Source organism: Streptomyces sp. AM25 (assembly GCF_058146165.1).
Genome location: NZ_JBKIWN010000040.1, coordinates 16,851 through 38,583, shown reverse-complemented (window position 1 = coordinate 38,583; position 21,733 = coordinate 16,851). Strand labels below are relative to the sequence as shown.

At 68.9% G+C, this 21,733-nt stretch carries 22 protein-coding genes and 2 pseudogenes; 14 read left to right on the top strand and 10 right to left on the bottom strand.

The window, feature by feature from the left end:
- Positions 1 to 192 precede the first annotated feature (192 nt).
- Both ACLHRZ_RS33075 and ACLHRZ_RS33070 read left to right on the top strand, forming a co-directional pair.
- Positions 193 to 471, top strand: coding sequence for a DUF1540 domain-containing protein (locus ACLHRZ_RS33075; RefSeq protein ID WP_490422301.1), 279 nt, complete (start codon positions 193 to 195; stop codon positions 469 to 471).
- Positions 472 to 529: 58 nt separating this feature from the next.
- Positions 530 to 1,030, top strand: coding sequence for an FBP domain-containing protein (locus ACLHRZ_RS33070; RefSeq protein WP_490422298.1), 501 nt, complete (start codon positions 530 to 532; stop codon positions 1,028 to 1,030).
- Between the two features lie 28 nt (positions 1,031 to 1,058).
- On the opposite strand, the gene ACLHRZ_RS33065 is transcribed toward ACLHRZ_RS33070, so the two are convergent.
- On the bottom strand, positions 1,059 to 2,129 hold the full coding sequence (locus tag ACLHRZ_RS33065; RefSeq protein ID WP_490422297.1) for a questin oxidase family protein: 1,071 nt from the start codon (positions 2,127 to 2,129) through the stop codon (positions 1,059 to 1,061).
- A 173-nt stretch (positions 2,130 to 2,302) separates the two neighbouring features.
- Between ACLHRZ_RS33065 and ACLHRZ_RS33060 the strand changes: the two genes are divergently transcribed.
- Positions 2,303 to 2,596, top strand: coding sequence for a hypothetical protein (locus ACLHRZ_RS33060; protein WP_490422296.1), 294 nt, complete (start codon positions 2,303 to 2,305; stop codon positions 2,594 to 2,596).
- 108 nt (positions 2,597 to 2,704) lie between these two features.
- On the opposite strand, the pseudogene ACLHRZ_RS33055 reads toward ACLHRZ_RS33060, so the two are convergent.
- Positions 2,705 to 3,773: pseudogene (locus tag ACLHRZ_RS33055) on the bottom strand (aldo/keto reductase).
- Between the two features lie 132 nt (positions 3,774 to 3,905).
- On the opposite strand from ACLHRZ_RS33055, the gene ACLHRZ_RS33050 reads away from it, so the two are divergent.
- Positions 3,906 to 4,727, top strand: coding sequence for a helix-turn-helix domain-containing protein (locus tag ACLHRZ_RS33050; RefSeq protein WP_490422295.1), 822 nt, complete (start codon positions 3,906 to 3,908; stop codon positions 4,725 to 4,727).
- Positions 4,728 to 5,014: 287 nt separating this feature from the next.
- Here ACLHRZ_RS33050 and ACLHRZ_RS33045 read toward each other — a convergent pair whose 3' ends face one another.
- On the bottom strand, positions 5,015 to 5,680 hold the full coding sequence (locus ACLHRZ_RS33045) for a response regulator (protein ID WP_490422294.1): 666 nt from the start codon (positions 5,678 to 5,680) through the stop codon (positions 5,015 to 5,017).
- A gap of 66 nt (positions 5,681 to 5,746) precedes the next feature.
- On the bottom strand, positions 5,747 to 6,943 hold the full coding sequence (locus ACLHRZ_RS33040) for a sensor histidine kinase (RefSeq protein WP_490422293.1): 1,197 nt from the start codon (positions 6,941 to 6,943) through the stop codon (positions 5,747 to 5,749).
- Between the two features lie 799 nt (positions 6,944 to 7,742).
- On the opposite strand from ACLHRZ_RS33040, the gene ACLHRZ_RS33035 reads away from it, so the two are divergent.
- Positions 7,743 to 9,491, top strand: a complete 1,749-nt coding sequence (locus ACLHRZ_RS33035; protein ID WP_490422292.1) for an RICIN domain-containing protein — start codon at positions 7,743 to 7,745, stop codon at positions 9,489 to 9,491.
- Positions 9,492 to 9,628: 137 nt separating this feature from the next.
- On the opposite strand, the gene ACLHRZ_RS33030 is transcribed toward ACLHRZ_RS33035, so the two are convergent.
- A complete protein-coding gene (locus ACLHRZ_RS33030) occupies positions 9,629 to 10,426 on the bottom strand; it encodes a hypothetical protein (protein ID WP_490422291.1) in 798 nt (265 codons plus the stop codon).
- A gap of 266 nt (positions 10,427 to 10,692) precedes the next feature.
- On the opposite strand from ACLHRZ_RS33030, the gene ACLHRZ_RS33025 reads away from it, so the two are divergent.
- A complete protein-coding gene (locus tag ACLHRZ_RS33025) occupies positions 10,693 to 12,702 on the top strand; it encodes a hypothetical protein (protein WP_490422290.1) in 2,010 nt (669 codons plus the stop codon).
- Between the two features lie 205 nt (positions 12,703 to 12,907).
- Here the strand turns inward: ACLHRZ_RS33025 and ACLHRZ_RS33020 are convergent, their stop codons facing one another.
- The 3 genes from ACLHRZ_RS33020 to ACLHRZ_RS33010 all read right to left on the bottom strand — a co-directional run bounded on the left by ACLHRZ_RS33020 (position 12,908) and on the right by ACLHRZ_RS33010 (position 13,888).
- Positions 12,908 to 13,045, bottom strand: a complete 138-nt coding sequence (locus ACLHRZ_RS33020; protein ID WP_490422289.1) for a hypothetical protein — start codon at positions 13,043 to 13,045, stop codon at positions 12,908 to 12,910.
- A gap of 144 nt (positions 13,046 to 13,189) precedes the next feature.
- Positions 13,190 to 13,621, bottom strand: coding sequence for a hypothetical protein (locus ACLHRZ_RS33015; protein ID WP_490422288.1), 432 nt, complete (start codon positions 13,619 to 13,621; stop codon positions 13,190 to 13,192).
- Positions 13,622 to 13,762: 141 nt separating this feature from the next.
- Positions 13,763 to 13,888 (bottom strand): hypothetical protein, encoded by a 126-nt coding sequence (locus ACLHRZ_RS33010; protein WP_490422287.1) that lies wholly within the window; start codon positions 13,886 to 13,888, stop codon positions 13,763 to 13,765.
- A 419-nt stretch (positions 13,889 to 14,307) separates the two neighbouring features.
- On the opposite strand from ACLHRZ_RS33010, the gene ACLHRZ_RS33005 reads away from it, so the two are divergent.
- The 4 genes and pseudogenes from ACLHRZ_RS33005 (at position 14,308) to ACLHRZ_RS32990 (ending at position 18,205) form a co-directional block, all read left to right on the top strand.
- Positions 14,308 to 15,447, top strand: a complete 1,140-nt coding sequence (locus ACLHRZ_RS33005; protein WP_490422300.1) for a GDSL-type esterase/lipase family protein — start codon at positions 14,308 to 14,310, stop codon at positions 15,445 to 15,447.
- Positions 15,448 to 15,486: 39 nt separating this feature from the next.
- A pseudogene (locus ACLHRZ_RS33000) lies at positions 15,487 to 15,886 on the top strand (transposase); the annotation flags it as partial.
- Positions 15,887 to 16,083: 197 nt separating this feature from the next.
- Complete coding sequence (locus ACLHRZ_RS32995; protein WP_490422286.1) at positions 16,084 to 17,322, top strand: serine hydrolase domain-containing protein; 1,239 nt, start codon at positions 16,084 to 16,086, stop codon at positions 17,320 to 17,322.
- 238 nt (positions 17,323 to 17,560) lie between these two features.
- Complete coding sequence (locus tag ACLHRZ_RS32990; protein ID WP_490422285.1) at positions 17,561 to 18,205, top strand: LysE family translocator; 645 nt, start codon at positions 17,561 to 17,563, stop codon at positions 18,203 to 18,205.
- An 83-nt stretch (positions 18,206 to 18,288) separates the two neighbouring features.
- On the opposite strand, the gene ACLHRZ_RS32985 is transcribed toward ACLHRZ_RS32990, so the two are convergent.
- On the bottom strand, positions 18,289 to 18,648 hold the full coding sequence (locus tag ACLHRZ_RS32985; RefSeq protein WP_490422284.1) for a DoxX family protein: 360 nt from the start codon (positions 18,646 to 18,648) through the stop codon (positions 18,289 to 18,291).
- A 130-nt stretch (positions 18,649 to 18,778) separates the two neighbouring features.
- Entirely contained in the window at positions 18,779 to 19,276 is a 498-nt protein-coding gene (locus ACLHRZ_RS32980) for a cupin domain-containing protein (RefSeq protein WP_490422283.1), read from the bottom strand.
- Between the two features lie 95 nt (positions 19,277 to 19,371).
- Between ACLHRZ_RS32980 and ACLHRZ_RS32975 the strand changes: the two genes are divergently transcribed.
- The 4 genes from ACLHRZ_RS32975 (at position 19,372) to ACLHRZ_RS32960 (ending at position 21,472) form a co-directional block, all read left to right on the top strand.
- Positions 19,372 to 20,208, top strand: coding sequence for a LysR family transcriptional regulator (locus tag ACLHRZ_RS32975; protein ID WP_490422299.1), 837 nt, complete (start codon positions 19,372 to 19,374; stop codon positions 20,206 to 20,208).
- Positions 20,209 to 20,362: 154 nt separating this feature from the next.
- Entirely contained in the window at positions 20,363 to 20,596 is a 234-nt protein-coding gene (locus ACLHRZ_RS32970) for a hypothetical protein (protein ID WP_490422282.1), read from the top strand.
- A gap of 202 nt (positions 20,597 to 20,798) precedes the next feature.
- A complete protein-coding gene (locus ACLHRZ_RS32965; protein ID WP_490422281.1) occupies positions 20,799 to 21,089 on the top strand; it encodes a hypothetical protein in 291 nt (96 codons plus the stop codon).
- The gene (locus ACLHRZ_RS32960; RefSeq protein ID WP_490422280.1) at positions 21,086 to 21,472 is read left to right on the top strand and encodes a PIN domain-containing protein; all 387 of its coding nucleotides are present in this window, start codon (positions 21,086 to 21,088) and stop codon (positions 21,470 to 21,472) included. The genes ACLHRZ_RS32965 and ACLHRZ_RS32960 overlap by 4 nt, the downstream gene beginning before the upstream one ends.
- Positions 21,473 to 21,733 lie beyond the last annotated feature (261 nt).

Here is a 21,733-nt window from a genome sequence, read left to right as displayed (position 1 = left end):
TGACCTACGAGAACAGCGAAAGTCGAGGGACGTCGCCTGGTTCGAGAAACCGCTCGGCTGACGGCGGCTTCCGGGTGAACGGCCGAGCCTGCCGGTGTCACCGCCGGGCACCCGAGGAAGGGATCCGGGGACGCGGAGACGGACTGCGGTGACGAGCTGTGGTGACGGGTTGCGGAGGAGAGCGCTGTGGACATGCCGGTGGTGACGATCTGCCAGGTCGGAGAATGCGCCTACAACCAGGAAGGCGCCTGCCACGCCCTGGCCATCACCGTCGGCGATGCCACGCACGCCGTGTGCGACACCTACTTCAGCTACCCGCAGAAGGGCGGCGACGCCGCGTCCACCGGCCACGTCGGCGCCTGCAAGGTCGTCGGCTGCCGGCACAACGTCGACCTCGAATGCCAGGCCCCCGGCATCACGGTGGGCTCGGTTTGGGCCACGGCAGACTGCCTGACGTACACCGCGCGGTGATGCAGCACAGGCAATATTCGGACGACATCCGACAGTCAGACTGTTAGTTTCCTGCCTCATGGAACCACTCGGCGACATCGCCATACGCGCCTCCTTCGTCAACTGCTCGAAAGGCGAAGCACGCAGGATCAACCTGCCGCGGGAACTCTCCGAACTCCCGTGGGAGGACCTGGACTTCCTGGGCTGGCGCGACCCGGGAGCACCGGACCGTGGATACCTGGTGACCCGGCGCGGCGAGCAGGCCGTCGGCATCACCCTGCGGGTGCCGCAGGGCGGCCCGCGCAGCTTCACCAAGACGACCATGTGCTCGTTCTGCCTGACCGGCCACCCCGGCTCGGGCGTCTCCCTGCTGGCCGCCCGCAAGGTCGGCGCCTCCGGCCGCGACGGCAACACGATCGGCGCCTACATGTGCGCGGACCTGGCCTGCCCGCTGTATCTGCGCGGAAAGAAGCAGTCGGCACTGGTGCACCGCTACAAGGAATCCCTGTCGGTCGAGGAACGGCTCGCCCGGATGCAGGCCAACGTGGACGAATTCCTGGACAAGATCCTGCAGGGATGACCGCAGGCCGCGGGCGCGAGCGCGGGATTCAGCCGTCCGCGCCGATCAGCTCGCAGGCCCGGCCCACCGCGGCCAGCGCCTCCGCCGCCCGGCCGGGATCCGCGGCGACGACATCCAGCGCGGTGTCCGCGAACTTGATCACATGCTCGTCGCCGTGCGCCGCCGCCCGCTCGAACGCCTCCTCGGGGGTGGCCGGCGCGGTGGTGGGGGAGACGAGCGGGGAGACGGGTGCGTACGCGGCCGTGACCACCGCACTGGCCTGCCAGGCCGCCGCATAGCTGGGCACCCACAGATCGCGGGGGAGCGCGGGGAGCGTGCGCAGGACGGCGCTGGGCGCGGTGGCCGCGTGCACGAGCATCACCGGACTGCCGTGGGCGTGCTCCGCATACCGGCAGGTCGCCTCCCGCACCAGCTCCGCCAACAGGTCACGGGCGTCGTCGGGACCGGACGGCGCCTGCAGCGCACCCGCCGCCGCGGGCCAGCCCGGCGTGACGGCCAGCCCCGCGACCCGGTCCAGGACCCCGCCCTCCTGACGGGGCACGGCCGGCACGGCCGCCAGAGCCTCGGCGGCACGGACGGCGCCGGAGGGGACGACGGCCGGGTCCAACGGCAGGTGCCGCGCCGCCCAGTAACCGAGCGCATGCCCCAGCTCGGCGGTACGCGCCGCGCCGGCACCGTCCGCGAGAAGGGTCCGCACGGCGTGACCGACACGGATCGCCGGGTGCGTGGCCCCCGCCAGAATGCCGGGCAGCAGACGCGGCCACCAAGCCGCCAGCACGTCCCGCCAGGGGCGCTCGCCCAACTGATCGGTGAAGTAGGCGATCCAGTCGGCGAGATACCGCGGATCGCCCAGCGCCTCGCGCCAATTCGCCTCGCTCAGCAGGAGACCGGTGCGCGGCGGCATGTCGTCGAGCTTGTCCCGGTAGCCGTCGATCCAGCCGTGGACCTCGGCCGCGTGCCCGTGCCGGGCGAGCGCCTCGACGGCCATGGGAGCGTGGTTGGACAGCCACCCCAGATGCTCGGGGCCGGTGCGGTGAAGCCGGTCCAGGGCTTCGTCGAGCGTGCTCTCCGCTGTCGCAGTCGTCTCTGATTCCCTCATAGGGGCACGCTAGGCGCGCAAGGCCCCTCCGGGTAACGGTCGTTGGACGTACATCGCGCGACGGGGACCAGGTCCGGCGCGGGTACCAGGACGCGTATCGAGTCGTGATCGAACGGCCTGCTGCAGAGGTTGGTGGCGGCCGCCCGCGGCGACTCGCGTGAGATCATCCGTCCATGAGCAGTGATCTGGAACTGGACGTAAGCGCTCTGGCGATCAATGTCACGATCCCGCAGGCGTACCGCTGGACGGACACCCGGCGCGGTGAGGCGTTCATGCTGACCACACTCAACGTCCGGCTTCTCCCGGACGGCCATCTCGCCGTAAAGGCCTACGGCCGACCGGTCGCTGGTGGCCGGGGCGCATACGTCTCGTTCCCCGTCCCCGACGAACCCGAACTGGCGGCCCTGGTTGCAGATGCTGCCAGCCGCGCCGGGGAGTTGTGGGCCGCCCATCGGGGTCTCGGCTGAGACTGGTTCGATGTCGGTGAGGTCCTCCGTCGGACGGGCCGAGAGATATCGACCGCACTCGTGAAGCGACCGTGAGACACGCAGGTTGGGGTGTTCGTCCCTTCCGGTTCAGCGGCGGGTTTCGATCTTCAGGTCGCCGCGGGTCAGTGTGCGGCCGAAGTCGCTGGCGAGCAGGCCGTGCGGGATGCCGAGTCCGATCGCACTGGCCTCGTCGAGGCGGGCCAGTTGGGAGGCGGTGAAGTCGACCTCCAGGGCGCCCAGGTTGTCCTCCAGTTGCCCGGGGGTGCGGGCTCCGATGATCGGTGCCGTCACGTCCGGGTTCTGCAGGGTCCAGGCCAGCCCGACCTGGGCAGGTGTGCGGCCCAGCTCCGTGGCAACCTCCCTCACGGCGTCCACGATGGCGAAGTTGCGTTCGGTGAGCGTGCCGTTGGCGATGGTGACGCTCTTGCGGGTGCCTTCGTCGACTGCGAGGTGTGTCGCGGTCAGGTCGTCGCGGCTGTACTTGCCGGTGAGCACCCCGCCGGCCAGCGGTGAGTACGGCATCACGCCCAGCCCCATCTCGCGTGCCATGGGGATCAGATCACGCTCCCCGGTGCGCTCGATCAGACTGTATTCAATCTGCAGTGCGACCAGCGGCGACCAGCCGCGCAGGTCGGCGATCGTCTGCATGCGCGACACCTGCCAGGCCGGGGCGTTGGAGATCGCCACGTACAAGACCTTGCCCTGCCGGACCAGATCGTCCATGCCGCGCAGGATCTCCTCGACCGGCGTCGTGACATCCCACACGTGCAGGTAGAGCAGATCGATGTAGTCCGTGTTCAGCTGCCGCAGGCTGGCTTCCACCGACGCGAAGAGGTTCTTGCGGTGACTGCCCCCGGAATTCGGATCGCCGGGCCGGCGCTGCGTCGTGTACTTCGTTGCCAGCACCAGGCTCTCGCGGTTGTCACGGGTGAATTCGCCCAGCAGGCGCTCGGAGCTGCCGTTGGTGTAGGTAACGGCGGTGTCGATGAAGTTGCCGCCGCGCTCGACATAGAGGTCGAACAACTTGCGTGCCTCGTCGGTCCTGCTCGGCGCCCCAGCCCCACTCGGTGCCGAAGGTCGCCGCGCCCAGCGCCAGCGGTGAGACCCGCAGCCCGGAGCGGCCCAGCAGCCGGTAGGTGTCGAGGGTGAGCGACATCGCGTCCTCCTGTGCTTGTGATCCGTTGTCGACAACAAGTCTGTGGCTGCTGCGAGCCGGAGATAAGGGAAAGAGATTCCTGGGAATGCCAGTCCTACCCTGGCTGTTGCACCGACCATGATCCCCCGCACCGTGGATGCCACGCAGGAGCTGGCCGCGTTCCTGCGGACCCGGCGCGAGCGTCTGGACCCGCATGATTTCGGCCTGCCGTCGCGTCGGCAGGCCCGCCGGACTCCGGGACTGCGCCGCGAAGAGGTCGCCGAACTGGCCGGGGTCAGCGTCGACTACGTCGTACGACTGGAACAGGGCCGCGGGCTGCGGCCCTCGGCGGACGTGGTCCAGGCACTGGCTCGGGCACTGCGCCTGGACCCCGACGAACGCGCCTACCTCTTCGGCCTGGCCCGGCAGCGCCGCCCCCGCAACGCCGACAAGCCCGCCACCATCGCAGCGCCGCCACTGGCCCACCTGGTCGCCGGCCTGTCGCCGCTGCCGGCCATGCTGCTGAACCATCGCTACGACATCCTGGCCTGGAACGGCGAAATGGCGGGGCTGCTACTGGATTTCGACAACCTGCCGTCGTCGCAGCGCAATGCGATGTGGCTGTGCCTGATGCATCCGGAGATGCGTGAGCTCTATGTCGACCGCGAACGCGTCGTGCGGGAGGGGATCGCCCACCTGCGCGCCGCGTGGGCCGCACATCCGGAGGATCGGGCGTTGAGCGACCTCATCACCGAATTCACCACTCAGGACGAGGAATTCGCGCGATGGTGGGCCGAGCGAGACGTCAAGGTCAACGGCCGCGGGCAGAAGGAGATGCGGCATCCTGACGTCGGTGTGATCGCAGTGCACTTCGAAGTGCTCACGCCACTTCAAGATCCTGACCAGCGGTTGGTGATCTACCGCGCCGCGGACGATGAGAGCCAGTCGGCATTGGACCGGCTGCGCGCACGGTGATGCCGAGCCGCCCGTTCGTGCACCGGGTCGAACCGTCACACCGGCGTGTTTTCGGAATCCGTAGGTGAGCCCCGAGCCGACTGCATACCGGTGGATGACAGACCTGATGGTGACGAGCCCGGACCACGACCAGCGCTGAACCTTGGGGGCTCTGGAGGCACGGCCTCCAGAGCCCTGCCATAGTCGCGCAGCCTGCGCGGGCGCTGAGGAAAATGACACGGCCGTCAACGGTGCTGCAGCCGGTCAGCGGCCTGCTGTGGTGCCTCCGGGCGGAGCGCTCGGTGCCCTCAGCGTGCCCGGTTGCCGGCTTCGTGCAGGGTGAGTTCGTAGGCCACCAGTGCGGCCTGTGTGCGGTTCTCGGCGCCGAGTTTCGTCAGGGTGCGGGAGACGTAGGTCTTGATGGTGGACATGCTCATGTACAGCCGGGCGGCGATCTCGGCGTTGCTCAGGCCTTCGCCGAGGAGGTCGAAGACCTGGCGTTCGCGTTCGCTGAGCCGGGCGACCCGCGCGCGGGCCCCGGCCGTGCGCCCGGCCAGGGGCACCCCGCGGGAGAGGAGCTGCTGTGTGACCGTGGGGGACAGCACCGTGCCCCCCGCGGCGACGGTGCAGACCGCGTGGATGAGCTGTTCCGGGTTGAGCTGCTTCAGCAGGAATCCCGACGCCCCCGCGTGCAGCGCGGCGGTGATGTTCTCGTCCATGCCGAACGTGGTCAGGACGAGCACCTTGGGGGGATCGGGTTGTTCGAGGAGACGTCGCGTGGCGGTCAGGCCGTCGCAGCCGGGCATCTCGATGTCCATCAGCACCACGTCCGGGCGGCACCGGCGGACTTCCTCGACGGCCTCGTCGCCGTCGTGGGCCTCGCCCGTGACCGTGATCTCCTCGGCGGTCTCCACTATGGCGCGGATTCCGGCGCGCACCAGGGCGTCGTCGTCGGCTATCAGGACGCGGATCATGCGGTTCTCCTCGCTGCGGGTGTGGTTCCGGTGCGGGTGCGGGATGGTGTTCCCGGGGCGGGGAGGTCAGCGGCCGGGGACCGGCAGCCGGGCCTCCAGGACGAAACCTCCGCCGGGCCCGGGGGCCGAGGTCAGGGTGCCGCCCGCGGCCTGGACCTCCTCGCGGAGCCAGACCAGGCCGTGGCCGGTGCCGGGCAGCGGGTCGCTGCCCGGCGGCGGCGCCTCGTTGCGCACGGCGACGGTCATGCCGGTGTCGGTCTGGTCGATGCGGATGTCGATGTCGGCGCTGCGGGCGTGGCGGGCGGCGTTGCTCAGCCCCTCCGCGACGACCTTGTAGGCGAGGTCCTGGGCGGCCGGGCCCGGTGCCCGGGAGATACGGACGTCGATGGTGATCAGATGCCCGCCGCTGCGGTAGCGGCTGATCACCGGGGCCAGGTCCGCCAGGGCGTAGCGGCGGTCGGCCGACGACGCGTCCTCGGGGTCGGACGTCTTCGCGAGAGCGACGATCTCCCGCAGGGCGTCGACGGCGTCGCGCCCTGCGTCGCAGATGAGCCGGCAGCGTTCCTTGACCGGTTTCGGGGCGTCCTTGCGGACCGCTATGGCGCCGGCCTGGAGCACCATGAGCGTGATCTGCCGCCCGACCCCGTTGTGGATCTCGCGGACGAGCCGCTCACGCTGGCGCAGGGCCGTCTCGCGGAGCCGCCCTTCCTGCAGCAGTGCTTCCTGCGCCTGCCGTTCGGCGGTGAGTGCGGCCATCTTCGTGTTCGCCTTGGCCAGATGGCCCATGAGCACCGGCACCAGGACGACCAGGGCGGCGCCGGAGAGCGTGGCCTCCGGGTGCGGGGCGTGGGCGGCCAGTACCTCCGGCGTCACCAGTGCGAAGACCAGGGAGACCAGCACCAGGGCCGCGGCCAGTAGGGAGCGGCCCTGGCGGACCGCGGTGTAGCAGGCGATGGTGGTGCTCAGCAGATGGCCGGTGACCACGACGCCGGCGACGGACACCGCGCAGTACGGCAGGAGCAGACGCTCGCGCCACACGGTGGCCACGGCGACGGCGAGGGACAGCAGCACACCCACGGTGCGGTTCTGGACCAGTCCCGCGTGTGGCATGGCCAGCGCGATCTCGACGAGCGGAATGCCGTAGACCACCGCCAGGACGGGGTTCTTCCACCGGCTGCCGCACAGGGTGGCGTACCACTCCATGCCCCTGCCGCGGTGCCCGCGAGAGCCCTGGGCCGTCGCCTGGGGATGCTGCTCGGACATGGGAACGTGCGCGCCCTTCTCTCGCCTGTCGTCGGACGGCCGGCCCGTGGGCGCCACGGCCATGGACGGGCGCGGGAGGGCGCACGGCACACCGATGGGCAGTGATCACGAAATGTCCGAATCGGTGGTGAAGCCTATCCTCCGGATCCTGCCGCCGGAAGTGGACCATGGTGGACGGCTGTGTAGTCCGCGGTACCGCGGACCCGTCCGACGCTCGTCCCCGTCCCCCGTCGCGGTCCTCCTCAGCGGTTCTGCCCGGTCGCCCCGCGCAGGCTCGTCGACGAGCCTGTCCCGGCCGCGCTCCGGGTTGCGGATCGTGGCCTTCGCCGCGAAGTTTTCCTGCTGCAGCTTTCCGGCCTCCTGCTCCGACGGGGCGGTACGGCTCTCGCGGGGCAGTGTCGTGTGCACCTCGGTGGGCTTGTGGTGGACCTCTCCCTTGCCGTTGTGATGGGGCAGGGGACTGGTGATCTGCGCGCTCGCCATCATCGAGGCCGTGCCGGCTGCCGGGGCTCACAGTGGTCGCGTCGGCGGAGGGAGATGCGGCCGCCGCTGCAGCGGTCGGGCGGCCGAGGGTTCCTCCCGGCCCGGCCCCTACCACCGGACGATCAAACGGCACCGGGGTCTACTCACCGGCCACTGTGGTCCACATTCCCTTCCTTGACGATGTGTTGGACTCATTGAGGTGGTTTTCACCGGATGTGGCGGAGTCGTTCGCTCCTCAGGGCCGCCGGTGAACGCTGCCGCGACATCAGACGCGCAGCCCCTCGCCACGACGAGGGCAGAGAAGGGACAGCTCCACGTGCCGTATGACACCTCTGACACCTCGCCCTGGTTCCGGAGCCGTTCGGCCACCGGCAGAAGGCCCGCGCTCATCGCCGCGACGGTCCCGGGCATCCTGTCCTTGGCCGTCACCCTCACGGCAATCGCACCGGCGGGCGCAGCCACCCCGGATTCCCCCGACCGCTCCGAGGGAACTGTCGAAGAGGTCGCGCTCACGGACGCTTCGGGGAAGCCGACCGACCAGGTGGATCCGCAGGAGAAGAGGGCTCGGGGTGAGCGGACTTTCTCCACGGGGCCGCTGACGGGCAAGGACTTTTCCACGATCGGGCTGAGCTGGAAGAAGGACTCGCCTGTGGCGCCGGGAACCACGGCCGCCGCGCGTTTCCATCAGGACAGCGGCTGGAGTGACTGGCAGCAGATACCGCTGGAGTTGGACGAGGCGGTGAACAGCGAGGCCGAGCGGGCAGGATCCCCTGCCTACTTCTCCGGTGACGCGGACGGTGTGGAGCTCAAGGTCACCACCCCGCGCGGCGCCCTGCCGCAGGACCTCCAGCTCGCCATGGTGGACCCCGGGGAGAACGTCCCGGTCAAGAAGCGCCAGCGACGTTCGGCCGAGACGCAGCAGCAGGACGGCGCGCAGCAGCCGACGGTCAGGTCGCGTGCCGACTGGGGTGCGGACGAGAAACTGGCTGACCCGGGCCACAAGACCCAGGACACGATCAAGGCGGCTGTGGTCCACCACACGGCGACCGGCAACGGCTACTCCCCGGAGGACGTTCCGGCGATCATCAGCGGAATCTACCTCTACCTCACCAAGGAACGGGGGTACGGCGACTTCCCCTACCACTTCGTCGTCGACCGGTTCGGCGGCATCTGGGAGGGCCGCAAGGGCTCCGTGAAGATGCGGCCCGGCACTGACATCCCCGGAATCATCGGCGGCCATGCCCAGGGCTTCAACCGTGACACCTTCGGCGTGGCCGCCCTCGGCAACTTCGAACCGAACAACAGCGAGGCCGGCAAGGACACCGGTCCCGACCCGCAGCCGACCGAGGCCATGCGCGACAGCCTGGCCGGACTCCTCGCGTGGAAGCTCGGCCAGTACGGCCTCGACCCGAAGGGCAAGGCGGACCTCACCTCCGGAGGAGGCGGGGGAACCAACCCCCACCCCCGGGGCACGGTCCGCACCGTGGATGTCATCACCAGCCACCGGGACGTCAACGCGACGGCGTGTCCGGGCCAGAAACTGTACGAGCTCCTGCCGGACCTGCGCGAGAGGGCCGCACAGCAGGCCGGCTTCAAGGGCGTCGTCAAGAACGAACCCCAGCCGGATCCGCGTGACAAGGCCGTACAGCATGCCGGCTTCAACGGCGTCATCAAGAACATCAACAGCGGCCTGTGCCTCGAGGTGGAGAACTCCTCCAAGAACAACGGAGCCAGGGTCCAGCAATGGGCCTGCAGAGGCCAGCGTGGTACCGGCTGGTCCATCCAGGACGCGGGCGGCGGCTACGTCCACATCGTCAACAAGAACAGCGGAAAGGTCCTGGAGATAGAGAACTCCTCCAAGGCCAACGGCGCCAGGGCCCAGCAGTGGTCCAACGGCGGCCAGAACGGAGCCAAGTGGCGCATCACCGAGGACGCCCGCGGCCTCGTGCTCCGGAACAAGGCCAGCGGCAGGATCCTGGAGATCGAGAACTCCTCCAGGAACAACGGCGCCCGGGCCCAGCAGTGGGCCGGCCCGGGCCAGCGCGGCGGCTACTGGACGAAGTGACACACCACTTGCTCACCGAGTGACATCTGCCGGTCCGGGCTCCCTGACGGGGCCCGGACCGCGCTCACGCATATGTGCCGTCACCGCTGACACCGTCGCCTTCAGAGCTGGGCGACAAGAGGTCGGACCACACGGAGTCAGGACCGGACCAGCGTGATCTCGTAGTCCATGCATCGCGCGGTGACCCGCAGACCGCTCAGCTCCAGCGCCCGGCGCACCGGACCGTCGTCGAACTCGAAGACGTTCAGCATCACGACCTCGGGGTGGTCACGCCGCAGGCGCACCACCAACTCCGCCAGCAGCCCGGCCAGTACGGTCGGCTCTGCGACCTCATGGCGGATGCTCTCCCCGGCATTGACGTAGGCCCACGGGCCGTCGATACCGGCCTGGATCTCTGCATTCTCCGTCGCCACGCTGAATGACGGCTCGCCCGGCTGCCGGACCTCCACTCGTGGCAAGCCCGCAGGCAGTTCCCACAAGGCAGGCGCGGCGCTCCAGATGCGGGCGAACTCCTGGCCTGCCTGCGCACCCAGCGCCAGAGCCGCCCGCCCCTCGGGCGCGGTGTCCCCGCCGGAGCACCGCAGGACATGGTGGCCGGACGCCCGGGCCTGCTCGGCGGCGCGCCGGTACAGACCCGCCGCCGTCTCGTACTCTTCGGCGTTCGGCGGCTGCATGTCGTAGCAGCCGGAGACGATACGGCGGACCTCACGAGGAGCGTACGCAGCGTCGACCCGAACGCCCTTCCCCTCGCACTCGTTCACCTCCGCCCAGCCCAGCAGGACCCCGTCACGCCGGGCCGACACCACCCCGATTCTGCCGGGGCTGTTCTCACCGCATTCGGGGACCGGCTCGCCCGTCTGCCCGTACAGCTCTTCCACCACACGCACTGCCGCGTCCGGGCGTTCGTCCCAGGCGAAGGAAATTCGAGAAGTCATATGGCCACCCTAGGCCGGTATTGCCGTGACACGACATCTCCCTGAACAGAATCATCCGCCCCCGGCCCGGCTTGCCCGTCCACAGGGGGATGCAACCCCCTCCCGCAGGAGGGGGCGTGTAGTCCTGCGGAGATGCTGAATGGACGCAGGAGTGAAGACGCTCAGCTGCCAGGAGTGAAAGTGTTCTGGGACCGATTTCTGGCCGGCTGGAAGGAACTTGGATTCCTTTCTCCGACTCCCCCCCACAGCTCTGCGCAGAGGAAAGCATGAAACGTCGAGGACATAAGCTCGTCATTCCCCGCGTCATCACCACGGCCCTGGCGGCGGCCGTAGTGCTCACCGTCATCGGTGAAGCACCTGCCCTGGCCGCGCCGAAACCGCCGACAGCCGCGGAGATCAGCGCTCAGAACGACAACGAACTCATTCACATCGCTGTCGACAAGCGACCCCGGGGCGAGGCCGACCTCGACGAGTTGCGGACTTCGTTGCATGTGAACGGTCTGCAGACTACGAAGAGCCGTTGGGTCGCCGAAGGAAAGGATGTGGATGCCGAGCTGCAGAAGCTGGGCTCGGGCTATGTGCGCTTCGGGCATCACGAGCACGTCTTCATGTGGGACAAGTCGGCGAAGGGTATCGACGGCGCATCGGGCATCGAGAGAAATGGCGATGCCGTCAGGGTGAAGATCCGGTGGAAGGCGCTCGAGAAGGACGGCATCAGCCTCAAGGGCGACTCCAAGACCGGCCCGCCCACAGGGCTGTCCGAGAACGGTGCCTGGACGTACAAGGGGGACATCCCCCGGAAGTATCTGTACATAGAAGGCGTCGACAGCTCTGCTCACCCGGGCTTCAAGGACTGGCTCGCGGGGAGGGGCTGGCCCGACGGCAACGGCATCTGCGCGCCCGAGGGTGCAGCGGGCCGGGCCAAGCGTTCCGCCGATGCATGCAGCATCGGGGCGAAGGAACCGCAGACGCCCGTACGGGACCACGACGAGCTCGCCCGCACGCACCAGGAACGTCTGAAGACGAACAAGGGCGACGTCGAATACGTCACGTCGCTGGAGGAGTTCGAGAAGAACCCCAAGGCGTTGCTGTCGCCCCTGCGCGAGACGAACAAGGTCCTGAACGAGGCCGAGGCCGCGCAACTCGGCGCGAAGGACTTCGAGACCTTTTCCGCCAAGGTGACCGAGGCATTCGGCCGCGATCTGCAGGCCGTCCACGGCCTCACCACGGACACCGGCCTGCTCACGAAGGTGGGCCGGCAGATCGGCCGGGCCGGGGAGTTCGGCGCGAAGGCTCTCCCGTACGTGGGCATCGCCGCCACCGGCTACGCCATCGCCGAGGACGAAAAGGCCGGGGACTATGCCAACCTCGCCTTCGACTCCGTCGCGGAGGGCCTCCAGGTCGCCATGGTCGCCCAGCCCGAATTCACTCCCGTCCTCGAACCGGTGCTGCTCGTGGAGCAGTTGGGCCAGCTCTTCTACAACGAGATCGCCGGCTGGATCGCGCAGCAGGAACAGCTCAACCACGAGCGCGCCGAGTGGGACAACGCCGCCAAGGACCTGGTGGAGCACCGCAACGGACAGTGGCGCAACCACCTCATGGGCCAGGCCGGCAACAATCTCTTCCCTCAGCTCAACGAGAAGTTCGTGCCCGTCCTGAAGTCCGACAAGGACACCCTGGTCAAGTGGGCCGATGCCAAGAAGCGGGCCGTCACCAGAATCTCCGAGCAGTCACAGAAGCGTGCCTCCTCGGCGGAGGAGAAGCAGCGCATCGGCGTACACGCAGCCGCGCTGAAGCACAGTATCGATGCGAAGATGTACAAGCACCTGGACGACCGGGTCAAGATGTACGAGCAGCAGATCGTCGACATCGCCACGACCGCATTCGCCTCGACGCTCAAGCCCGGCAAGGACGGCAAGCTCGGCAAGGACGGCAAGAGCGCCTTCGATTCCTTCAACGACGAGTTCTTCGAGAAGAGCGTGAAGCCGTACCTGGACAAGCTGGAGGACCGGATTTCCCGGGACGAGGCCCCGAGGAACGGGGCCAGTTGGAACCAGGCTCGGCTCACCCGCTACCAGGAGGCATGGAAGCGGAAGATGGAGGCCAAGCTCGACGAGGTGCGCGCAGATCTGTCCCGCGAGGGCCGGACCACCATGTCCCGCCAGGACATTCAGCAGCTGCAGCAGGACTACTTCCCGGCGAAGGACGTGTTCCGCGCTATCGTGCGCGACGAGCGTAGGACCGTCCACGAGCTTTCGCGGGACAAGAGGGACTGACCTCGAAAGGCTGTCCGTCCTGGACATCGTCCGGCTCGGGCAGGGCTGGTGCCTTCCCCCGGGGGAAGGCACCAGCCCTTCGTCATGTCCCGCCGGATCGGGGACAGGATCGCCACGCGGATCAACAGAAGCTGAGCAGACGGACGTTGTTGCCCCCTGTTCCCGGGCGGGAACAGGGGGCAACAGCTCTCACGCCAGGCTCGGTCTACCCGTCCTGAAGGGGCCCCATCGCTGCTCTGCCGGGCCGGCCGTTGTCGAAGGCGGACGGATCAGTGCTGACCTTACGGAGACTGAGCTTGTCCAGGATCGCGGCGAAGACCGCTTCGTCATCGATGTTCGCCACCCCGCCACCCCTCCACCCTGCGGCCGCACGCGCGCCGTAGGCAGCAGCGGCTTCACCAACTGCCACAGACCGCCCGGAACGATCCAGCCCCACCGCCCACTCCCATGACCACACGAACAGCCAACAGCCATGTAGGACACGGTCTTAGCCCTGCCGCCTGCGCCAAACGGCCACCGCCGCGCAGCCCGCGGCGCCCGCAAGGCTCGTCAGGAGGGCCGGGTTGACCGCCGCCGGGACGAAGTCGACCGGGGCATGAATGTCGGAGACGCAGCGGCCTTTCAGCGGGAACCAACTGGATTCCGTACGGGGGTGAGGGGGCACGGCCGACGGGTCGGGGTCGTCGGAAAACTTCACCACCGGGCACCAGTCGGGCCACGGAGACAGGAACATCGCTCCCACCCCCACTCCGTAAGTCAGCACCGCGCAACACAGCAGCCAGACCGCCCCTTCTGCCCAGGCAGCGGAGCCTTTCCTGCGGGTCAGCCGTCGGGTCACCACCACGCGCACAGCCTTCACGAGCAGCAGGCAACAGGCCACCGGAACAGCAAGAAGAAGCATCACAATCACGACAAGCACGTGATCACCATGCCATATGGCCTGTTCAGGAGCGTTGGTTGCATGGGAGTCTCCGCAGAAAACAGGTGCTCACGACCAACATGAGCACCCAGAGCACCGGTCACACCTGCCCTTCGACCAGCGACACAAATGGGCGGAGGCTCAGTAGTCATCCCCGAGCACGAGTTCGCTCTCCTCGCCGCCCCAGGGGACGAGGAAGACGTGGGGCAGGGTCTTGTCCGGTTCGTACGCGGTGACGACGGCCTGCTCGATCCGGTCCGGGCACACGCCGGCCTCTTCGTCCAGTTCGCGAAGGATCGTGTCGAGCGGGCTCTCGCAGCCCTGCTCATGTTCGCCTACCAGCGGATGTTCGCCTCTTCGAGGACGCCGGGAACGGCCTGCGGGCCAAGTCCGATCGCCTGGTCAGCCGCGGCATCCTCACCGAACCCGAACCAGGTCTCCTACGTTCCCGCCATCGTTCAACTGGGCTCCGGCACGGCCCGCTTCGAAAAGGGTGCCCGACGGGGCCCGGTCCGCCACTGGTATACCGGCCTTGATCCGAACGGTTCCCCTTCCGTCCGCTCGTAGGCGGTGAGGGAGTGGGAGAGGTGGCAAGGAGTGCTTGTGCGTCGAGGCGGTAGCAGAGGAACTCACGGGTGCATACAGGCATCCGGACCCGAGAGCGTTGAGGAGCGGTGACGGTGGTGATGCGGGCATTTCCGTTGGTGGGCGGGGCTGTTGAGATACGGGGTGCGCTGGACCTGGAGAGGACGCAGAGGGGGGTGATGCCTCGCCGGTTGCCCGCGTGGACCAAGGAGCAGTACCAGGACCCGTCGGTCCACGGGGTGACGGTGATGCCTTCGGGGGTGCGGCTGGTGTTCCGCACCGATGCACGCGAGTTGGAATTCGAGGTACTCACCTCCACGGGGCAGCTCGACAGCGACCCTCAGCCTCGCCCGACCGGGATGCTGGAACTGCTGGTGGACGGTGCTCATCTCGGGCGTCGGCAAGCGCCGTTGGGCAACGTGGTGCGGATGGCGGGCCCCGGGGCCGCGCAGCGGCTGGTCCCGGGGGAGCCGAGTACCGTACGGTTTGCCGGTTTGCCGGCCGGCATGAAGAACGTCGAGCTGTGGCTGCCGCAGCAGACCCCCACGGAACTGATGGCACTCCGTGCTGACGGCGAGGTGCTGGCACCGCTGCCGGACGGCCGGAGCCGCTGGGTGCACCACGGCAGTTCCATCAGCCACTGCCTCGAGGCCGACGGCCCGACCGGCACCTGGCCAGTGGTGGCGGCTGCACTCGGGGGCGTGGAGGTGATCAACCTCGGCCAGGCGGGCAACGACATGCTGGACCCCTATGTCGCCCGGACGATCCGCGATATGCCCGCCGATCTGATCAGCCTCAAGGTGGGCATCAACATCGTGGCCCTGGCCGCCTTCCGGCTGCGGACGTTCGGCCCGGCGGTGCACGGATTCCTGGACACGATCCGGGACGGTCACCCGGATGTCCCGCTGCTGTTGATGTCCCCGGTGAGCTGTCCGGCACTCGAAGCGACTCCCGGCCCGACAGCGATGGGCCCGGACGGGAAGATCACAGCCCTGGGGGACCCGGCCGATGTGGCCCGTGGGGCATTGTCGCTGAAGGTGGTCCGTGACGAACTGGCCCGAATCGTGGCGCTCCGGCGAGCACGCGACCCCCACCTGCACTATCTCGACGGACGCGAACTGCTCGGCCCGGACGAGGTGGATGACCTCGCCGACGGCCTGCACCCCACCGCCGCCGCCTACCGACGGATGGGCCAACGCTTCGCCGTGCACGCCTTCGCCGACGACGGCCCGTTCCGCTGAAGACCGTGTCCTCTGCGGTGAGGCGGACGTCGCCCGAGCATGGTGCGGGGTGCAGGGAGTTGGATCGTTGCGGACGGGTTGCGGGAGATCGCGAAGCTGCTGATCCCGCCGGGCCGGGTGCGCCCGCACGGCGGCGGGACATCGAACGCGCCTGATGAGACTTGTTCGCCGCGATCGTGTAGGTGCTGGCCAGCGGATGTGCCTGGCGGGGCCTTTCCTCCCTGTTCCGGGGTCCCGGAGCCGGCCGTCCACTGCAGGTTTCTGATCTGGTCACGGGCCGGGGTGTGGGGCTGGTTGCACGAGACGGTCCTGCACCTGCTCGACGACGTCGGCCTGGTCGACGTGACCCGCGCCTTCCTCGACTCCGCCCACGTCAGGGCGAAAGGGGGGCGAGCTCACCGGCCCGTCGCCCATGGACCGGGGCAAGTCGGGTTCTAAGAGGACGAACCGGCCATAGCGCAGCCCCGGGACACGCTTGCGGCCACTGCACCAAGTGGTCGGGGGTTGGGGGGCTGTCCCCACCATGCCTCGGGTGGCAACACCATGTGCCGGGCAATGGCTGGCCGATTGACTGGGTCTTGTCAGGCCAGCACCGCACGTCGGCCGTCAGCCAAGGGGAAAAGTATGCGCTTTGCCATGTCAGGGGCCACCAGGAGGACTGCCGTCGCGCTCGGCGTTGTGGCGGCGTCGGTGCTGGCGGTACTGCCTGCGCAGGCGCAGACGGCCGGGCGCCGGCAGGCGGGGCCGGTCGCGTCGCCGGGTCACGCCGCCTACACCACCGCTGATTTGAGGCGCGACCTCGCCGCGGTCAGGGCGGCCGGGGGAGGGGACGTGAACGTCCTCGCGTGGCTGGACGGGCCGCAGGGAGAGCTGCGAGCGCGGTACGGCACGGCGGGGGTCGGATCGAAGGCGCCGGTGCCCTGGGATGCGCAGTTCCGGGTGGCGAGTACCACGAAGACGTTTACGGCGGTGGTCGTGCTTCAACTGGTCGCGGAGGGAAGGCTTTCGCTCGACGACACGGTCGAGCACTGGCTGCCCGGCGTGGTTGACGGGCATGGCAACGACGGGTCACGCATCACCGTACGGGACCTGCTCCAGCAGACCAGCGGCATCTACGACTACACCACCGACCCGGAGGTGCAGGACCGCCTCCTCAACCACTTCGAGGAGAACCGTTACGACGCGACGCCGCCCGGGGAACTGGTCGCCATCGCGATGCGGCACCGCCCTCTGTTCACGCCGGGATCCGCAGGCTCGAAGCGGCAGTGGTCGTACTCCAACACCAACTACTTGCTCGCGGCGATGATTGCCCAGAAGGCGGACGCCGGCGGTGCTTCCTGGCGGGAGCTGGTCGAGCACCGGATCATCGCCCCGCTCGGGCTGCGGCACACCTACATCCCCGGCCAGAACCCCTTCCTGCTCGGCCCGCATGTGCGGGTCACGATCGACGGCCCCGGCGGCACACCGCTCGACCTGACCGAGCAGAGCCTCCAGCACACCGCGGACTCCGGCGTCGTCAGCACCGCGTCCGACCTGGACACGTTCTTCAAGGCGCTGGCGGCGGGGAAGCTGCTGCCGGTCCAGCAGTGGCGGCAGATGCGCGAGACCGTCCCGTACGACGACCTGCCGGTGCCGCCGGCCGGCAAGCAGGGCGGGTACGGACTCGGCCTGCGCGAGATCCCGTTGACATGCGGCGGGGTGTACTACCTGCACGAGGGCGACGGGCTCGGCGTTTACACCAGGCCCGCCGTGAGCGAGGACGGCCGCCGGGCCGTGACCGTATCGGTGACCACCACCACCGCCCTGGTCGATCAGACGAAGGTCAACCGGGCCGTCCAGACACTCACCGACCACGCGCTGTGCGGGCGCGGCTAGGGCCTGTGCGGCCGGTCACGCGGAGATCGCCGACGTGATCGTGGGTGATCCGGCTGCAGTTGTTGATGCCGTCGGCCGGCTGGGGTCAGGGTGCACGGAGACACCGAGCGGCAGGGCCGTATCCTGAGGCAGGCGATGCAGGGGCACTGCCGATGCCGATGCGTCGCAGCCGCCCGTCGCAGCCGGGTGCCGCCCCACTCCGGGTACCAGTACCCGGCGAACGATCAGGAGTTGACCGGTGATCAGTCTGGCCGCAGTGGGGGGAGTGGCCCTGGTCGAACTGGGCATGGCCCTGACTCCGGGACCGAACATGGTCCACCTCGCCTCTCGCGCGATCACCCAAGGCCGCAGGGCGGGCCTGGTCAGCCTGAGCGGGACTGCCGTGGGATTCCTGTGCTACCTGCTGGCTGCGGCCGCGGGCCTGTCCGCGTTGTTCGCCGCCGTGCCGCTGGCGTTCACGGTGGTCAAGCTCGCCGGGGCCGCCTACCTGGCCTACCTGGCCTGGGGCATGCTCAAGCCCGGTGGCCGCTCGCCCTTCGACCCGGCCCAGGACCTGCCTCCGGTCTCTGACGCCCGCCTGTTCTCGATGGGGCTCCTGACCAACCTGCTCAACCCCAAGATCGCTCTCATGTATGCCGCTCTTCTGCCCCAGTTCATGGATCCGCAGGCGGGCCCGGACGGTGCGCAACTGCTCCAGCTCGGTAGTGTGCAGATCATCGTGGGGATCTCCGTGAACGCCCTGATCATGCTGGGCGCAGCACGGGTGTCGGGGTTTCTGGCCGCCCGGCCCCGCGTGATGACAGCTCAGCGGTTCGCGTCAGGTGGTTTGCTCGGCGTCTTCGCGCTGCGCACCGCCCTGTCCCGTACGCCTGTCTCGGCTTGAGCCATGCCCGCGCCTGTGACACCCGCAGACCATGCTGTCGCACTGGTTCTCCGGCGCATCCGCCGGTTGAGGGCTGTGCTCGGTCACAGTCCGGTGGCCAGCCAGATGGTCACGGCCGCGGTGGCGGTCAGCCCGATGTTGAGTGTGATCCGGCGGTCTTCGCCGGTCAGATGGACGGTGATTGCGCCGGTCTGCAGGAGTACGAAGCCGATGGCCGCTGCCGGTGCCAGCGAGGGAGCGATGCCGGTCAGCGGCGGCAGGATCAGGCCGGTTGCACCGAGTATTTCAACCGTCCCCAACGCCCTGACGGCGGGCAAGGGTATGCGGTCGACCCAGGCCATCATCGGTCGGAGCTGATCGCGGCTGCGGATCACTTTCAGCGTGCCTGCGTGGAAGTAGAAGAGGGCGAGGAGTCCCGCGACGATCCAATAGGCGATGTTCATGGTTCCCGTTTATGGACCACCGGTTCCCGGGGACCCGTCGATTGCGTCGATTGTCAGAAGAGTCCTGGAGCAGGTCCCACGGCCCCGCCGGTCGAAAGGAGGGCGGCCGGGCGGGGCCGTTCTGCCGGTTTCAGGCGAGGTCGGTGGCGGGCTCGGTCGCGTAGCGGCTCATCGCGTCGATGTTGGCCTGTGGCGTCAGCGGCCGACCGCCGACGAGCACATCTTGGAGGTCTCGGAAGTACTGCACGTACAGGTCGGGGGTGAACATGCTGAGCAGGACGGCGGGTTGGTCGGTCAGGTTGGCGAAGGTGTGCGGGGTACCGGGCGGAACCATCACGAGCGTGCCGGCGGTGGCGTCGTGGTCCTCGTCCCCGATGGTGAACCGCGCGGTGCCGGAGAGGATGTAGAAGCCCTCGTCGTGTTCGGCGTGGCGGTGCTGCGGCGGTCCCTGAGTGTGCGGGGCGAGGACGGAATCGGCGATCGCGAGGCGGTGCTCGGTGTGGCTGCCGTCCTCCAGGACGCGCATGCGCGTGGTGCCCAGGACGATCGTCTCGCCGTCGTCGGGACCCACCACCGATACGGCGGGGGCGGCCTGCGATGCGTGGCTGGTCTTTGCTTCTCCGGTCATGCTCCGAGTCCACCGCCAGGGCCCTGCGGGTGTCCAAGACATCTTCCGTCAGGCCGATACCCTGCGGGTATCGTTGCAGCGTGGAGCTACGTACCCTGCGCTACTTCGTGGTGGTCGCCGAGGAACTCCACTTCGGCCGGGCCGCCACCCGACTGCACATGAGCCAGCCGTCGCTGAGCCGGGCGATCAAGCAGCTGGAGGCCGATGTCGGGGCCCTGCTGTTCACCCGCTCGCCTGCCGGCGTCGCGCTCACTCCGGTGGGCACAGTGCTGCTCGACGAGGCGCGGGCCCTGCTCGACCATGCCGACCGCGTCCGTATACGCGTGAGCGCGGCGGCCGGCGTCGCGACCATCACCGTCGGCATCCTGGGTGACGGAACCGACCCGGGAATGACCAGGCTGGCCGCCGCTTACCGCCGCAGCCACCCCGGCATCGACATCCGCATCCGCGACACCGATCTGACCGACCCGACGTGCGGGCTGCGCGCCGGACTGGTCGACGTCGCCCTGACCCGGGCTCCTTTCGACGAGACCGCCCTGACGGTGCGTGCGCTGCGCAGCGATCCGGTCGGCGTGGTTCTGCGCGCCGACGACGTGCTGGCCGGCCGCGACCGGCTGCGGCTGGCCGACCTGAACGACCGCCGCTGGTTCCAGTTCCCCCAGGGCACCGCCCCCCTCTGGCAGTCGTACTGGAACGGCGGCAGGCCGCGCGAGGGCCCCGTGGTGCGCGCCGTCCAGGAATGCCTGCAGGCCGTGCTGTGGAACGGCACGGTCGGCCTGGCCCCGCTCGGACACGACCTGCCCGCGGAGTTGGCCGTGGTACCGCTGGTCGATATGACGCCGAGCCGAGTGGTGGCGGTGTGGAACGAAGGTGATGCCAACCCGTTGATCAGATCCTTCATCGAGATCGCCACAGCCGCGTACCGCCATTGAGCGCCGGCAGCCGGTGCTGCTGCAGCTCGTTCCGACCTCAACGGGAGACTACGGAAATTCAAGTATCGCCAGTCATACGGTCGTCCTCGATTCCGAAAGAGTCGAGGCGGTGACCATGCACGACCAGAGCCCGCTGCGAGCCGAGACTTGGCCGATGTCTCGGACCTGCCCGTTCTCCCCGCCGCCGGACTACGCCGGCCTGCGCGAGCACCCCGGCCTGCCCAGGGTGACGGGCCCGAGCGGACGCACCGTGTTCGTTGCCGCACGCCATGAAGACGTCCGCGCTGTGCTCGGCGACGCCCGGTTCAGCTCCGACCGCTCGCACCCGGACTTCCCGTGGATGCGCGTCGGTGGACCGGGATCCCCTGGCCGGTCGTGCCCGCTGTAGTCATACCCGTCGTGGCGTGCGTGGCGGGAGTGATGTACCGCAGCCTGCAGCAGGGTGTGACGGCACCGCGGCACTCGCGACACGGCGCCGCCATGGTGAACACAACGGTTCACGTGAAGCGCCCACGGGCCAGGTCGAGGGCTCAGTCACGGTGCCGTAGCCGGCACCACCCCACAGGTATTCTGTTGAGTATACTCGGGGTATGGACACCACGATCAAGATTGATTCTGTGGCCCGGGACCGGCTCGCCGTGCTCGCACAAGCGCGCGGCATCAGTATGCGGGCCCTCATCGAGGAGTTCGCCGCGATCTCGCTCACCCCGCAAGAACTGCACGACCGCGCAGAGCGCACCGCGGCCTTCCTCGAAGCAGAGTTCGGCCACCAGGTCAGTGACGAGGAGGCCTCGCAGCTGCGCGCCAAGATGCGCGCCGCGCAAGCCGCGCACAGTGAGCGACTCCTCGGCGGCGGCCCCTCCGGGGGCCGGGCGGCGTGATCATCGAGCACTACGTCCTGGACAGCGACACGCTCCTCGCTCTCGGTGGCAACAGGCAGGTGTCCGGGCTGATCCACATCGCCAGCGGCGACCCCACCGTGCGACTGTGGGTTCCGGTCATCAGCGCCCTGGAAGCCGAGCGCGAGCGCCCCGGCATCATCGACTACCTCGGCATCCTCGACACCCTGCACACCCTGGACGCCGGCTACGAAACGGCCCACGCCATCGCCGAACTGCACCGCCGCCAGGTCCCCTTCGGCGTCGCAGCGGCCGTCCATGCCGCCCGGCCCACACTCGACCGGCCGGACGGGGCCCTCATCGCCACCGTGACCCCCGCCTCCTACGAAGGCCTCGCTGTTCCCGTCATGGACCTCAACAGCTGACGTGCCTACCACGTCGCGGTGGAGCGTTCCGCGCCCTCGGCGATAACTTCACGGCCTGCCGTGGTCGGCTCCGCTTCGACGTCGGCTTCCCGGCCCGACGAGGGCTCCGGAGAGGCCGCCCACCGTGCTGTCAGCGGCGCGCACGGCGGGGCAGTGGTCGACGTGCCGAAACCGAGCCTGGGTTGAGCTGAGGGCAGAAGGTGACGCAATGGGGTGGGGCGGCGGCATTCGGTGCTGACCCGGCCCTTTGGGCCGCTACGC

Coding starts and splice junctions, on each gene's coding strand:
- ACLHRZ_RS33075 (WP_490422301.1), top strand. CDS start 193: ATGCCGGTGGTGACGATCTGCCAGGTCGGAGAATGCGCCTACAACCAG.
- ACLHRZ_RS33070 (WP_490422298.1), top strand. CDS start 530: ATGGAACCACTCGGCGACATCGCCATACGCGCCTCCTTCGTCAACTGC.
- ACLHRZ_RS33065 (WP_490422297.1), bottom strand. CDS start 2,129: ATGAGGGAATCAGAGACGACTGCGACAGCGGAGAGCACGCTCGACGAA.
- ACLHRZ_RS33060 (WP_490422296.1), top strand. CDS start 2,303: ATGAGCAGTGATCTGGAACTGGACGTAAGCGCTCTGGCGATCAATGTC.
- ACLHRZ_RS33045 (WP_490422294.1), bottom strand. CDS start 5,680: ATGATCCGCGTCCTGATAGCCGACGACGACGCCCTGGTGCGCGCCGGA.
- ACLHRZ_RS33040 (WP_490422293.1), bottom strand. CDS start 6,943: ATGTCCGAGCAGCATCCCCAGGCGACGGCCCAGGGCTCTCGCGGGCAC.
- ACLHRZ_RS33030 (WP_490422291.1), bottom strand. CDS start 10,426: ATGACTTCTCGAATTTCCTTCGCCTGGGACGAACGCCCGGACGCGGCA.
- ACLHRZ_RS33025 (WP_490422290.1), top strand. CDS start 10,693: ATGAAACGTCGAGGACATAAGCTCGTCATTCCCCGCGTCATCACCACG.
- ACLHRZ_RS33005 (WP_490422300.1), top strand. CDS start 14,308: ATGCGGGCATTTCCGTTGGTGGGCGGGGCTGTTGAGATACGGGGTGCG.
- ACLHRZ_RS32995 (WP_490422286.1), top strand. CDS start 16,084: ATGTCAGGGGCCACCAGGAGGACTGCCGTCGCGCTCGGCGTTGTGGCG.
- ACLHRZ_RS32985 (WP_490422284.1), bottom strand. CDS start 18,648: ATGAACATCGCCTATTGGATCGTCGCGGGACTCCTCGCCCTCTTCTAC.
- ACLHRZ_RS32980 (WP_490422283.1), bottom strand. CDS start 19,276: ATGACCGGAGAAGCAAAGACCAGCCACGCATCGCAGGCCGCCCCCGCC.
- ACLHRZ_RS32970 (WP_490422282.1), top strand. CDS start 20,363: ATGTCTCGGACCTGCCCGTTCTCCCCGCCGCCGGACTACGCCGGCCTG.
- ACLHRZ_RS32965 (WP_490422281.1), top strand. CDS start 20,799: ATGGACACCACGATCAAGATTGATTCTGTGGCCCGGGACCGGCTCGCC.